Raw genomic sequence first — 13,676 nt, forward strand, 5'->3', positions numbered from 1 at the left:
ACAATTCGAGGCATGTGTGAACATCTGTTAACTAAAAAAACTTTTTCGCATGATTAGTTATTTTTGTCAACTTACATAATTTAAAATAAAAATACTTACGACAAATAAGCCTGATACACTTAAAATTGTGGAAATTAAAATAAGTTTACGCAGATCCAATCCAAGTCGTAGTAAAAAATGTTTCAACAGTTCTTACCCCAAAAATTCAAAAACTGTGACAATTGCCAATTTTAACACATAATTTTACAACTCAATCACATAATTTTAAAGCAATATAGTTGAATTTTTGATGTTCAATTCAACAAATTGGATAATTCGCTTGTTGCTGACCACAAACTAAATCAGAAATATATCCTCTAAATACAATTTCTACCACACACTTCCTAAGAATGCACCCTCTAGCAAACAAAGAATACATAGAATCGCGAGTTGAAGTTTTTTCAAACTTAATTTTTTGCTTGAAAACCGTGTCTAGGAAACCATATCTATTAGATAAAATTTTTTGGTCAATTACACACAAAATTACAAAAAATAAATATTTATTCCATGCTTTAAATTTATCCTATCCACCTAATAAATAAATTGTTTTCTCTTATGTTTAAGACACTTTTCACTATAAGCAGTTGCTCACTTTTAACAGCATGTATTGTAGTTGACGGAACAGCATCGGGGCAGATTCCCAATATCGTCATTCAACCTCAAATTCCAGCAAGTACACCTGTAGAACGTCCTGCACAACAAACCATTTATATGCCAACACCTATGCCTTATCCTGCACAAACATGGCAACAAAAAGTCAAAATTAAAACCTATGATGGTCGCTGCGTAGATTTTAGTCGCAGTAATCAACGTTCCATTCAGACTTCACATTGTCATGATGGTACCAATCAGCATTTTATTTTCCATCCTGATCAAAGCATTACCGTGCAAGGTAAATGTCTAGATGTAGCAGGAAAACAGAAACATGATGGTGCTGAAGTAATTGCTTATACCTGTAATGGACAAAGTAACCAAAAATGGTATCTCGATGGTCAGCGTATTCGTAGTGCAGATACAGGCAAATGTTTAGATATTTATAATGGAAAAATGAAAATGTATAGCTGCAATCAAAATCGTGGGCAGAAATTTAGTTTTATTGCCTTATAAAAAAGAATCACTAATTCCCTCAGCCTAGCCTGCTCTTTTGAAGATGAGGGAATTAGCGAATGATAATTTAAAAAATTATAAAAATTTTACTTTAAATACGATTAATTAAGGATGCTGACTAAACAAATCAAAAATCACTTTTCTTAACCACTGATGACTGGTTTGGTGATGACAAGACGTATGCCAATATTGTCGTACAGGATAGGTTGGAAAATTCAAAGGCGCACTCACTACTTGTAAATTCCCGCGTGCCAATAACACCTCACTTAAATAATAAGGCACTGTCGCAATCATATCGGTTTCTTGCACAATTAAACCGACCCCTAAATAACTTGGGATACTCATTAGAATATTACGTCTTAAACCACGATTGCTTAATTCATTTTCAATATGGTAGTGACCTATACTGGTATCTACATCGACATGCGATTCACGAATATAAGCTTCAACATCTAAACTTTTTTCACAAATACGTGGATGATCTTTACGACTAATCACCACATAATATTGTAAAAATAATTGCTGCTGATAAAAACCCTGCTCTAACTCAGGTAAAAAACCAATCGCAAAATCAATTTCACCATTTGCCATTTGATAACTGGTTTCACGGGTAATAGGACGAATTTTAATCCGCACTGAAGGTGCATATTTTTTTAAAAACTTGGTCAGTTTTGGCAATAAAACCAAATGCGAAACATCGGTCATTGCCAAGGTAAATAATTGATCGGAATGTGTCGGATCAAAATCGACTTTAAAATTATTGACCGTTTCAATTTTATTAATAATTTCACTAATCGGTGAAAAAATCTGTTTCGCCAACTCTGTAGGCAACATTTCATTGCCAACCCTTAAAAATAAGGGATCATTAAAATGCTGACGAATTTTATTTAAGCAGTTACTTACCGCAGGTTGGCTCATACCTAGAGCATCTGCTGCAGCTGATACATTTTTTAATTTATATACATAATAAAAAATCTGTAGCAGTTTGCTGTCTAACTTAAACATATTAATCTTTCCTTAGAATCGGTTTTCACTGCTCAGTTTTCATCCTCAATTAGCGCCAAGATTTTAATTTAGAGCTATGTCCAATACCCACATTAAAACTATTGGTTGGATCTAACTTTTGATAATGCTGCTTTAATGCAGGTTTCGCCACATATAAATGTCCAACATTATGTTCAGCAGGATACTCTGCGCCACGAGCATCAAGCAATGACCACATTTGATGTTCCATGGCCAACGGGTCTACCCCTTTTTGAATGATATAGTCCTGATGAAAGACATGACACAAAAAATGTCCGTAATACAACTTATGTATAATCGCCCGCTCCAATTCTTCGGGTAAATTTTCAACCCATTGCGAATCATTACGTCTTAGAGCAATGTCTAAGGCAACAATGTCTTCAACTTCATCTCGATGCGTATCGCGGTAACGAATTGCTGCACCCGCCACAGCAAAACGATGCAAAAAGGCTTTACGTCCTTCATCCTCATTACACAGAAAGAAACTGCCTGAACTGCGTGTAATAAAGTAATCCAGTAAAAATTGCTGTACTGCTGCAACATCTTGCTGCTCAATACGTAAAATTAAATGATGCTCGTACAAATCACGAAATTGATTCATCCGTTCAGGTAAATGATTAGGCAACAGCTTCGTGAACATTTGCAAAACTTTATCGGACAGCCCGCGCATGCCCCAACGGCTCAGCACACCATCGACTTTATCTTTCATGGCAAAAGCGGCAGGTACTTTACTGGTGCCAAATTTCTCAATAAACAAGAAACTGTCTTTGCCATATTCTGCGCCAATGTCATAGGCAACACGGTGGATATACTCGCCTGCAATTGGAACACGGGGTAAATCACGCAATAAAAAACGGCGGATGGCGGTTAAATCATCCTGTTGATTGGTGCCAATATAAAACACCTGACTCGGGATTTTTTCAAAAGTATCCAAGCGCACGGCAAATACACAAACTTTTCCTGCAGAACCCGATGCTTCAAACAAACGGCTTGGATCAGCATTAAAACGTGCAGGGGTATCGGCATCAACTTGTGCAACATCATGCACATAACGCTGATCTGAAGCACAACAGTGTTCTGAGTATTCAATATCTTCTGTGGTATATTGTTGCTGTTCCAATCGGGTCAGAATTTCTTCTGGATTAAAACCTAAATTTACCCCTAAATGATTGATCAACACCAACTCGCCAGCAGCATTAACTTGAGCGTATAAGGCCAACTCGGTATAGGCAGGACCTCGTCTAACCAAGGCACCACCTGAATTGTTGCATATTCCACCCAAAACTGAAGCGCCAATACAAGATGAACCAATCACTGAATGTGGCTCACGTTGATGTGGTGCCAATTGCTGTTCCAATGCATCCAACGTAGCGCCGGGTAAACAAATCACTTGCTTGGCATTATTAATCAGCTGAATGCCTTTTAAACGCTGAGTATTAATCAGAATAACAGGACGGTCATAATCATCACCAAAAGGGGTCGAACCACCAGTCAGTCCTGTATTGGCGGCCTGCATAATAATGATACAGTCTGCCGCCACTGCCACTTGCAACACTTGCCACTGTTGCAACAGCGAACCTGGCGTGACTACAGCAAAAACCTGCCCCTCACCAAAACGTCGCCCTTGACGATATAAGCGGGTATCCGACTCATGGGTCAATACATGCGCTTTCCCCACAATATCGACCAAATTTTTGAGTGTCGCTGCTGCATCAAATTGTGCTATTGATGAATTTGTCTGTGGCATGGTGTGCATGTCCTGAATTCCAATGGTGAAGAAAATACAATTGAGCAATCAAGCCAAACTTTTAAAGTTATGGATTCATCGCCCATGTTGGCAAATTAGCCTTTCAGCTCACGCTCAAGTCGTACCAGACAATCTGAAGTAATGGCCTGAATATTCTTAGCACCTGTTAAGGTCATTGCCACCCGCATTTCTTTATCCATCAGCTCAAGTAAATTACTCACTCCTGCCCCACCTGCTGCACCCAATGCATAAATAAAGGCACGTCCGAGCATACAAGTATCGGCACCCATGGCCAGCATACGCACCACATCTAAACCGTTACGAATGCCTGAATCTACCAGAATTTTTAAATCGCCTTTGACGGCATCGGCAATAGGTGGCAAGGCACGTGCAGTAGATAACACACCATCTAACTGACGCCCACCGTGATTCGATACCACAATACCATCGGCACCAAAGCGGACTGCATCTTTGGCATCTTCAGGGTCTAAAATGCCTTTAATCACCATCGGGCCATCCCAAAATTCACGAATCCACTCTAGGTCTTTCCATGAAATGGATGGATCAAAGTTATTGCCCAACCAACCAATATAATCTTCCAGTCCAGTCGGCTTGCCCAAGTATTTGGAAATATTGCCCAAATCATGCGGGCGGCCGAGTAAGCCCACATCCCACGCCCAATTTGGATGCATCACTGCTTGCATATAACGGCGCATGGCCGCATTTGGCCCACTCATGCCCGAGTGTGCATCACGATAACGTGCGCCAGGCACAGGCATATCTACTGTAAAAACCAGTGTTGAACAGCCGGCTGCTTTGGCACGTTCCAAAGCATTGCGCATAAAACCACGGTCACGTAACACATAAAGCTGAAACCACATTGGGCGAGAAATGGCAGGCACCACTTCTTCAATTGGACACACCGATACGGTAGATAATGTAAATGGAATACCCTTTTTGTCTGCTGCTACAGCAGCCTGCACTTCACCACGGCGCGCGTACATGCCTGTTAAACCGACTGGTGCCAAAGCCACAGGCATCGACAAAGTTTCATTAAATAGCGTGGTTTCTAAACTTAAAGCCGACATGTCATTTAATACACGCTGGCGCAAGGCAATTTGTGAAAGGTCTTCTACATTTCTTTTTAGCGTTTGTTCCGCATACGCACCTCCATCTATATAGTGAAATAAAAATGGCGGTAAACGGCGTTTAGCTGCTTCGCGGTAATCATTCGCAGAAGAAATAATCATGGCGCTATCCTGTTTAATCGACTCGCACGCTGACGACGCGCATCTTCCTCGTCTATCATGCGTACTTGTTGAACTACAAATTCAATATGTCCACACACTGCCGAACGGGCAGCTTCTGGATCCTGGCGTTCAATTGCATCCATCACTTGAAAGTGTTGATCGTGCAACTGATCGAAACGGTGGGCTTCGGTATAGACTTTGCGTCTGCCCAAAACTACGTTGTATTGCAACAAATCAAATAAGCCACGCATCATTTGAATGAGCACCAAATTGTGCGATGCTTCGGCAATTGCCAAATGAAACTTGGCATCGGCAATTGCTGCCTGATCGTCATCACCTAAAATTTGAAAATGGGCGATTTGCTCATAACAGGCACGGATGTTTTTCAAATCCTCAGCAGTTGCCCGCTGTGCGGCATACCATGCCGTACCACCTTCAAGCACCATTCGAGCTTCCTGCACATCAAAACGATAAGCAGGGTCTTCATCAATCAGGTTACTTAAAGGCTGCACAATTTGATATTGCGACCAATTGGTGGGTAGCTGTTGCAAAAAAGTACCCGCTCCAACTTTGCTGACCAGCATGCCCTGACTGGTCAATTGCTGAATGGCTTCACGCAAAGAGGAACGGGAAACCCCGAGTTGTTCACATAACTTTCTTTCGGCAGGCAATCGGTCTCCGACTTGCATCTGATTTTTTTCAACCAGTGTGCGCAGGTCTTGTACAACTTTGTCGGAAACTTTCATGCGGCTATCCTCTTGTGCATGTGGTTATGGAATCATCCATGGGAACACATAAGCTTGTAGAGTGATAATAATACCGATCATTACGGTGAACGTGATACTGTGTTTCACGGTAAAGCGGAATAAATCCGATTCTTTACCGACTAAACCAACAGCCGCACAGGCAATTGCAATAGATTGCGGTGAAATCATTTTGCCTGTTACTCCACCACTGGTATTGGCAGCAACCAACAAGACTTCTGGTACACCAATTTGCTGTGCAGTTGTGGCTTGCAAGGCAGCAAATAAGGCATTGGCTGATGTATCTGAACCTGTCAAGAACACTCCAATCCAGCCTAAAAATGGCGAGAAGAAAGTAAATGCATTACCTGTATGAGCCAAAGCCAATGCCAAGGTCGCAGACATACCTGAATAATTGGCGATAAAAGCAAAGGCCAGCACCATACCAATGGAATAAATCGGTGTTTTTAATTCATTGATGGTTTCTGCAAAGGTTTTGACAGCTTCACGTGGTTTCATTTTTAAATAAATGATGGTGATGAAAGCCGCAATCATAATTGCAGTACCCGTGGCACTCAGCCAGTCAAACTTAAAGATGGCATCGTAGTCTTTGACGTCTGCCACCACAGGCGGCATTTTTTGTACCAGTTGATGTAAAAATGGCACTTTGATGGAAATGACCCAGTCATGCATTGCCCCATCTTTTGCAAATAAATCTTTGAACGGTTTAATACTCCAAATGGTGACCATCACCGTTAACACTGCAAAAGGTGACCATGCTTTGACAATCTGACCCATGCTGTATTTTTGCTGTTGTTCTGCAACTAAGTTGGCATCCACTTTGGTGTCTGCATCGCTAAAACGGAAAATGTGTTTTGGCTGCCAGAATTTAAACAACACCGTTAAACTGACCAAAGATGCAATTGCAGCGGTAATATCGGGTAACTCAGGCCCTACAAAGTTAGAGGTCAAGTATTGTGCAATCGCAAAAGCACCACCACCCACCAACACTGCAGGCCAAGTTTCCTTAACACCGCGCCAGCCATCCATAATTGCCATAATCCAGAACAGTACAATAGGCACCATAAATGGCAACTGACGTCCAACCATCTGGCTAATTTCCATAGTTTCTACACCCGAAACCTGACCCGCCACAATAATTGGAATCCCCATTGCGCCAAACGCAACAGGTGCGGTGTTCACAATCAAACATAAACCCGCAGCGTATAAAGGTTTAAAGCCTAAACCTACCAACAAAGCTGCAGTAATTGCCACTGGCGCCCCAAAGCCCGCTGCACCTTCTAAAAATGTGCCAAATGCGAAGCCCACCAGTAGCATCTGGAGACGCTGATCTTCTGTAATCGACAGAATAGATGAGCGAATAATGTTAAATTGCCCTGTTTTTACAGAGATTTTATATAAAAATAATGCGCCAATAATAATCCATGCGATTGGCCATAAACCGTAGAAAAAGCCATAGATCAATGAAGCAAAAGCCATTGGTGCAGGCATGCCATAGGCAAATAACGACACCAATAACGCCAAAATAACCGTAATTGTTCCCGCAACACTTCCTTTTAAGCGAAATACAGCCAATGCCAGAAAGAAAAAGATAATCGGGATTAATGCAATAAGACTCGAAATCCAAATATTTGCCATTGGATCGTAGATCTGTTGCCAATGTTGAAGCATTGTCATCTCCTTGAAATGCTCACTCAAACGTAAACATAGGTCTAAGCATATAGATAAAATTCTAATTTTGGTCTGACCAATATTAAGATAAAAATCAAAATACTCTTAATATTTGCAACAAATAATAGTTTTATACAAATAAATGTCAACATTGGTCTGGTTATTTATTTAAATGGTCATACCAATTTAAATAAAGATGATCTTTGTTCGCAGCATAAAAAATACGGTGAAGAAAAATTTAAACTTTGTTTTTTCTGTAGTTTTTAAAAGGAAGGAAAAACCAAATTTATTCGGCACAGCCTTATACAACTTTCGTCTAATACAGTAAAATACGTGTGCTTTCTTCTAAGATGAATTGAACGCTTGATCAAAGGAATCATGGATAAATTCAGCTCAAGTGGCCGCTATTCGGCTTAAAAACATGTGGATTAAAAGAATTTTTTAGACAAAAAAATAACGCCATTATTGACTGCAACAATGGCGTCATCGTGTATTTATAACAGCAACTCACACCTTACTGTGGCTTAACCTGTCACCACGTTCAGGCGCTTTAAACGCGAAATATGCAAATCAATTTGCCCTGCAATTTCAGGTAAAATTTGCTTTAAAAACTGGCTATAGTTCATTGCATCTTCTGCTCTTAATACGCCTGCTTGTACCAATTGTTCCTGCTGTAGCAACATACTTTGTACACGGTTTAAATCAGGCTTTTGCCCTTGGCTTAAACCTGTACTAATTTGCTTAAAGCCTAAATACAACTAATCACGTTGCTGGATTAATTGCTGCATTTCAACTGCAGATACCGCAGCACGCTCTAGCATAGCGTTTGTTTCCAGTACATTTTCAGATTCATCTGAATATAGACTTTGCGTTGTTTCTATCTCTGTGGAAGCCGTGTTCGGTTTCACCCACACTGTTTCCGAAACAGTCTTATTCGGTGGTTGAAACACATACACCACGGTAAACAACACCGCGACCGCCAAAACAAAAAAGCCAATACCGAGCCATCGAGTCCCATTCATGTGCATGCTCCATAAGCAAACCATCCTAAAATGCGCTCAATTCAAATATCGTCTTGAGCGCCTTAGCATGCTTTGCCTGTTATGATCGGCTTAAAATTACGGCGTCGACCAATCGCTTGGTGCATAACCCAAACGCACTCGCTGTGGGTGATTCCCCACTGGCACACTGCGGACTTTTTCTCCCGTAGCAAAGTCAATCACCGTTACCACATCGGTTTCACTTTCTGAAATCACACAGCTTTTTCCATCTGGGCTACGGGTTGCCCAATATGGTTTACCTGCAGGAATCAGTTTGCCTGCTTTTAAACTCTGACGGTCTACAATGGTCGCGTAATCATCCATCGTGCCTGCCACACAGAGTTTTTCGCCATCTGCGCTGATGGATAAACCATGATGACGTGAATCATTTACCCATTTGCTGCGGTCTTTTGGAATTGTACTGCTGCCCGGTAATTGTCCAATACGCGTGACTTTATCGGTTTTTAAGTCGTATTCCACCAAACCATTAAAAAATGAAACCTGCGCATAAAGTTTGCTTTCATCTTTACTTAGCACCATAGGACGCACTGAGTTGGATAAATCTTTACGTCCAAAGGCATCTAACGCAGGTCGGAAATCAATTTTTTTCAGAACTTTATAATTATTGGCATCGGCAATGGTAATAAAGCGCTTACCTTTGGTAAAATCTTGCCACTGTGCATCCATCGAAGTTTCTACGTTACCAATCGCAGAGTTTAAGATTTTCGTTCCACCTGCAAAGTAAATATTTTCGTGCGGCTTATCCCCTGTTGCAAAACGCCCCAATTCTTTACCTGTATGAATATCTAAAACATGCACCACATTACCTGACGATGCCGACACAGCAACACGTTGTCCATCTGGTGAAACCGCCATGTGGTCTGCGCGGAAACCTTCGACTGGCGTACGCCAATTAATTTTGCCCGTTTTAATGTTGATGGATACCACATCGGCAAAACTTGGACGTGAAGCCACAATCGACTGTCCATCTGGCGTGGAATACATATCATCCACCAACTGGTCATTGCCCTCACCTGCAGTTTGTTGAATGTAAGTGTAGGCAATCAATTTCACTGGATTTAAATGAATTTCTAATAAACGCTCTTTGCGGTCAGGAATCATATTGACCACACCCACTTTGCCAAAGTCTTGTGAAGGGTGAATCACCGTCACTGTGCCATCCCAGTTATTGCCGACAAAAAAGACTTGTTGGGTATTCGGTGGCTGCGGTAAATAGGTCGAATCTGCATAACTTTGTGCGCTGACACAACTTCCTAAAGCCAGCACGCCTTGAAGTAGATGTTTAAACACCTTGTTGGAATAATTCATGTTCTTGTTCTCCCTGAACAGCAAAATGAAAGTGTTGTTTTTGTTTTGGCTTGTGTTTTTACATATTTGTTGTTTTTAACTGAAGCCTGCCTAATCCATCTTGAAGCGATCTTGAAGATTGTTGGCGTGGCATTGATTGGGCAATAGCATAAGAGTTTTTGTAATTTTGCGTCTAGGGTTCGAGCTAGACTATCCGATAGCAGGTCAAGTTTCAGATAAACAGAAATACAGCATCACATCCTGTTAAAATGCCAAGTATGATAAAAGCTTGTTTTTGTCGATGAAATGACAGTAATCCCATACCCATTCAAGCATTTAAACTCAAGAATATAAGGATGTGCCGAGATGCAGTTGTTGGAACTTAAAACCTTGCGTAAACAGCTTCGACAACAGCGCAGAGCGGTCACGCGCACCCAACAGCAACACGCACAGCAAGCTGTTTTGCAGCGGCTAATACGACTGCCAAAATTTCAGTACGCAAAAAAAGTGGGTATGTATTTACATGCTTTTGGTGAAATTCATACACACCGCATCATTGAATATTGCTTCGCGCATAGCAAACAAGTGTATTTGCCCATGATTTGCAATATGAATCAACACTTGGTGTGGGTACAAATCACCCCACAACAATATCGTCAGCGTCGCTTTGCCCATCATCGTTTGGGGATGCAAGAACCAAGAACAAGTCGCGGAAAACACATCTCCCATTTAGATTTAGTCTTGATGCCCTTATTGGCTTGCGATACGCATGGCACCCGCATTGGAATGGGCGGTGGTTATTATGACCGCACTTTAGCCTCTGCCCCGCAGCATCCTTATCGCTTAGGGATTGCACATGATTTTCAGCTAATTCATACACGCTTGCCACGTGAAAATTGGGATCAACCTGTAGATGCCTTACTAACTCCACAACATTTTTTACAGTTTAAACGCACCTTGAAACGCTAAATTGATCATTTTGACTGAATAGATCAATTTAAAATCACATATTTAGCTACTTTTTAAACAATTTGTGTTGACCTGCCCTTGTATTTTAAAAAATACCCATCACTATTAAAAACATGGCAACACCGTTGTCACTCATTAGGAGTGCCCATGTCTGAAATTATTATGAATCAAGAAACCTTAGAGCCTCAGGTTCCAAGTGTATTACCGCTTTTAGCGCTACGTGATGTGGTGGTTTATCCACACATGCAAATTGCGCTATTTGTAGGTCGTGAAAAATCGATCAATGCAGTTGATGTGGCTCGTAACAGTGACAATCTAGTATTTGTAGTTGCGCAAAAAGATTCGCTTACAGAAGAAATTGATCACGACAATTTATATCAATACGGTACTGTCGCGAAGATTGTGCAAGTTGTGAATCACGAAAATGATGAAAACTGTATCAAAGTGCTGATTGAAGGCTTATACCGCGCCAAACTCGAAAAAATTATTGATGAAGACGCGTATTTGACTGCAGAACACAGCTTGAGCCCAATGACTGTTGCGATGGATGAAAATACCCAAGCAACACGTTTGCAAGAATTACGTGCCTTATTTGCGCAATATGCAGAAGCAAAATTACGCAATGCACGTGAACTGATTGCTGCTGCCAATAAAATTGAAGATTTATTGCAGTTGTTGTTCTTTGTTGCAACCCGTGTGCCATTGAATATTGATGTCAAACAAAAATTCCTTGAGCACGATGAGTTTGAAGCTCACTTGACCGAGTTAATGACTTATTTATTGCAACAGTCTGAAGAACAGCAGATTGAGCAAACCTTGCATGACTCTGTTAAACGCCAGATGGAAAAAAATCAGCGTGAATACTTCTTGAATGAGAAGATGAAAGTCATTCAACGCGAACTGTCCGATATGAACGGCGGTGCGGAAGATGATGTCGCTGAAATTGAAAAACGTCTGGCCGAAGCAGACTTGCCAGAACATGTCCGCAAAAAAGCAGAAGCTGAGTTCCGTAAGCTAAAAGCCATGCAACCTGCATCTAGCGAAGCGGCTGTGGTACGTAACTATCTGGAAGTAATTTTAGATACGCCATGGAACAAAGCCAGCAAAGTCAGCATTAACTTGGCGAAAGCACAAGAAATTTTAGATGCCGACCATTACGGTTTAGATGAAGTCAAAGACCGTATTGTGGAATACCTTGCTGTGCAGTCGCGCGTGAAAAAACTCAAAGGTCCAATTCTGTGCTTAGTCGGTCCTCCGGGTGTAGGTAAAACCTCACTGGGTGAATCGGTTGCAAAAGCCACTGGACGTGAGTTCGTGCGCATGGCGCTAGGCGGCGTACGTGATGAAGCGGAAATTCGCGGTCACCGCCGTACCTATATTGGTGCGATGCCGGGTAAAATTGTGCAGTCATTGACTAAAGTTGGTGTGAAGAACCCACTGTTCTTGCTCGATGAAATTGACAAAATGGCACAGGATTACCGTGGCGACCCTGCATCTGCTTTGTTAGAAGTACTTGATCCATCACAAAACAACAAGTTTAATGATCACTATTTAGATCTAGACTTAGACTTGTCTGAAGTGATGTTCATTTGTACTGCCAACAGCATGAATATTCCAGAAGCTCTGTTAGATCGTATGGAAGTAATTCGTCTACCGGGTTATACCGAAGATGAAAAAGTGAATATTGCAGAACGCTATCTTGTCCCTAAAGCCATCAAAAATAATGGCTTGCGTGCTAAAGAATTGACGGTTCATGAAGAAGCGATTCGTGACATTGTGCAGCGCTATACACGTGAAGCAGGTGTGCGTAGTCTGGAACGTGAAGTGTCAAAAATTGCCCGTAAGGTGGTGAAAGAAGCAGTCAGCAAAAAAGCCAAAAACCTACAGGTAGATGTGACTTCACAAAACTTGCCTGACTACCTTGGTCCACACAAATTTGACTATGGTATGGCAGAAGAAGAAGCCGAAGTGGGTCGTGTAAATGGCTTGGCTTGGACTTCAGTGGGTGGTGAATTACTCACCATTGAAGTGGCAACCATGAAAGGCAAAGGTAATTTCATCACCACAGGTTCATTGGGTGATGTGATGCAAGAGTCAATCAAAGCCGCGATGACCGTTGTGCGTACCCGTGCCGACAGTTTAGGCATTGAAGCCAATGTATTTGCCGAAACCGATGTACACGTACACTTGCCAGAAGGTGCAACACCTAAAGATGGTCCATCTGCAGGTTTGGCATTGACTACGGCATTGGTATCTGCATTTACAGATATTTCAATTCGTCCTGATATTGCCATGACAGGCGAAACCAGCTTACGTGGTCGTGCAATGCGCATTGGTGGCTTGAAAGAGAAACTTCTTGCGGCACATCGTGGTGGTATCAAACTGGTATTTATCCCACAGGAAAACGTGCGTGACTTGTCTGAAATTCCAGACAATGTCAAAGAAGGTTTGGAAATCAAGGCTGTGAAAAGCATTGATGAAATCTTGCCTTTGGCACTGACCAGTATGCCTAAGCCTTTAACCAAGGCACCGATTGTGAAGCCAGTAGCAGCAGGCAAAGCCGCACGTCATTAAGCAAGTTACTCTGCTTTAAGCATAGAACATCTCAAAAGAGCACTTCGGTGCTCTTTTGTCGTATTTAGATTCTGGATTTAAAATAATTGAATAATTTTTTAATTATTTTTGTAAGCGTCCGCTGAACACACCTTATGAATTCATCCTATAAGCCTTAATTTAGTCCCCACTTAAAAACAAGTGG

Annotated in this window: 11 protein-coding genes; 3 read left to right on the top strand and 8 right to left on the bottom strand. The window is 41.5% G+C overall.

The window, feature by feature from the left end:
* Positions 1-594 precede the first annotated feature (594 nt).
* Positions 595-1,146: a ricin-type beta-trefoil lectin domain protein gene (locus CF596_RS13260; protein ID WP_019837853.1), complete on the top strand. Its 552-nt coding sequence runs from the start codon at positions 595-597 to the stop codon at positions 1,144-1,146.
* A 105-nt stretch (positions 1,147-1,251) separates the two neighbouring features.
* On the opposite strand, the gene CF596_RS13265 is transcribed toward CF596_RS13260, so the two are convergent.
* The 8 genes from CF596_RS13265 to CF596_RS13295 all read right to left on the bottom strand — a co-directional run bounded on the left by CF596_RS13265 (position 1,252) and on the right by CF596_RS13295 (position 9,970).
* Complete coding sequence (locus CF596_RS13265; protein ID WP_004970549.1) at positions 1,252-2,151, bottom strand: LysR family transcriptional regulator; 900 nt, start codon at positions 2,149-2,151, stop codon at positions 1,252-1,254.
* Positions 2,152-2,200: 49 nt separating this feature from the next.
* Positions 2,201-3,916: a D-lactate dehydrogenase gene (gene dld, locus CF596_RS13270; RefSeq protein ID WP_096902749.1), complete on the bottom strand. Its 1,716-nt coding sequence runs from the start codon at positions 3,914-3,916 to the stop codon at positions 2,201-2,203.
* A gap of 95 nt (positions 3,917-4,011) precedes the next feature.
* Positions 4,012-5,166 (bottom strand): FMN-dependent L-lactate dehydrogenase LldD, encoded by a 1,155-nt coding sequence (gene lldD / locus CF596_RS13275; protein ID WP_075167697.1) that lies wholly within the window; start codon positions 5,164-5,166, stop codon positions 4,012-4,014.
* Positions 5,163-5,912 carry a transcriptional regulator LldR gene (lldR, locus tag CF596_RS13280; protein ID WP_004970689.1) on the bottom strand — a complete coding sequence of 250 codons (750 nt, stop codon included), beginning with the start codon at positions 5,910-5,912 and terminating at the stop codon, positions 5,163-5,165. The genes lldD and lldR overlap by 4 nt, the downstream gene beginning before the upstream one ends.
* A gap of 24 nt (positions 5,913-5,936) precedes the next feature.
* Positions 5,937-7,607, bottom strand: coding sequence for an L-lactate permease (lldP, locus tag CF596_RS13285; protein ID WP_171325009.1), 1,671 nt, complete (start codon positions 7,605-7,607; stop codon positions 5,937-5,939).
* 518 nt (positions 7,608-8,125) lie between these two features.
* A complete protein-coding gene (locus tag CF596_RS14945) occupies positions 8,126-8,359 on the bottom strand; it encodes a hypothetical protein (RefSeq protein WP_242439167.1) in 234 nt (77 codons plus the stop codon).
* The gene (locus CF596_RS14950; protein WP_242439168.1) at positions 8,360-8,623 is read right to left on the bottom strand and encodes a hypothetical protein; all 264 of its coding nucleotides are present in this window, start codon (positions 8,621-8,623) and stop codon (positions 8,360-8,362) included.
* Between the two features lie 96 nt (positions 8,624-8,719).
* Entirely contained in the window at positions 8,720-9,970 is a 1,251-nt protein-coding gene (locus CF596_RS13295; protein WP_096902747.1) for a YncE family protein, read from the bottom strand.
* A gap of 351 nt (positions 9,971-10,321) precedes the next feature.
* Between CF596_RS13295 and CF596_RS13300 the strand changes: the two genes are divergently transcribed.
* Entirely contained in the window at positions 10,322-10,918 is a 597-nt protein-coding gene (locus tag CF596_RS13300) for a 5-formyltetrahydrofolate cyclo-ligase (RefSeq protein WP_026438444.1), read from the top strand.
* A 147-nt stretch (positions 10,919-11,065) separates the two neighbouring features.
* A complete protein-coding gene (gene lon / locus CF596_RS13305; RefSeq protein ID WP_096902748.1) occupies positions 11,066-13,492 on the top strand; it encodes an endopeptidase La in 2,427 nt (808 codons plus the stop codon).
* Positions 13,493-13,676: the final 184 nt, after the last annotated feature.

The sequence above is a fragment of the Acinetobacter sp. YT-02 genome (assembly GCF_002412355.1).
GTDB classification, from domain to species: Bacteria; Pseudomonadota; Gammaproteobacteria; order Pseudomonadales; family Moraxellaceae; genus Acinetobacter; species Acinetobacter towneri.

What these genes read in the sequence shown, in the direction of transcription:
- CF596_RS13260 (WP_019837853.1), top strand. Translation starts at nt 595, where the DNA reads ATGTTTAAGACACTTTTCACTATAAGCAGTTGCTCACTTTTAACAGCA.
- CF596_RS14950 (WP_242439168.1), bottom strand. Translation starts at nt 8,623, where the DNA reads ATGAATGGGACTCGATGGCTCGGTATTGGCTTTTTTGTTTTGGCGGTC.
- lldP (WP_171325009.1), bottom strand. Translation starts at nt 7,607, where the DNA reads ATGACAATGCTTCAACATTGGCAACAGATCTACGATCCAATGGCAAAT.
- CF596_RS13265 (WP_004970549.1), bottom strand. Translation starts at nt 2,151, where the DNA reads ATGTTTAAGTTAGACAGCAAACTGCTACAGATTTTTTATTATGTATAT.
- CF596_RS13295 (WP_096902747.1), bottom strand. Translation starts at nt 9,970, where the DNA reads ATGAATTATTCCAACAAGGTGTTTAAACATCTACTTCAAGGCGTGCTG.
- dld (WP_096902749.1), bottom strand. Translation starts at nt 3,916, where the DNA reads ATGCCACAGACAAATTCATCAATAGCACAATTTGATGCAGCAGCGACA.
- lon (WP_096902748.1), top strand. Translation starts at nt 11,066, where the DNA reads ATGTCTGAAATTATTATGAATCAAGAAACCTTAGAGCCTCAGGTTCCA.
- lldD (WP_075167697.1), bottom strand. Translation starts at nt 5,166, where the DNA reads ATGATTATTTCTTCTGCGAATGATTACCGCGAAGCAGCTAAACGCCGT.
- lldR (WP_004970689.1), bottom strand. Translation starts at nt 5,912, where the DNA reads ATGAAAGTTTCCGACAAAGTTGTACAAGACCTGCGCACACTGGTTGAA.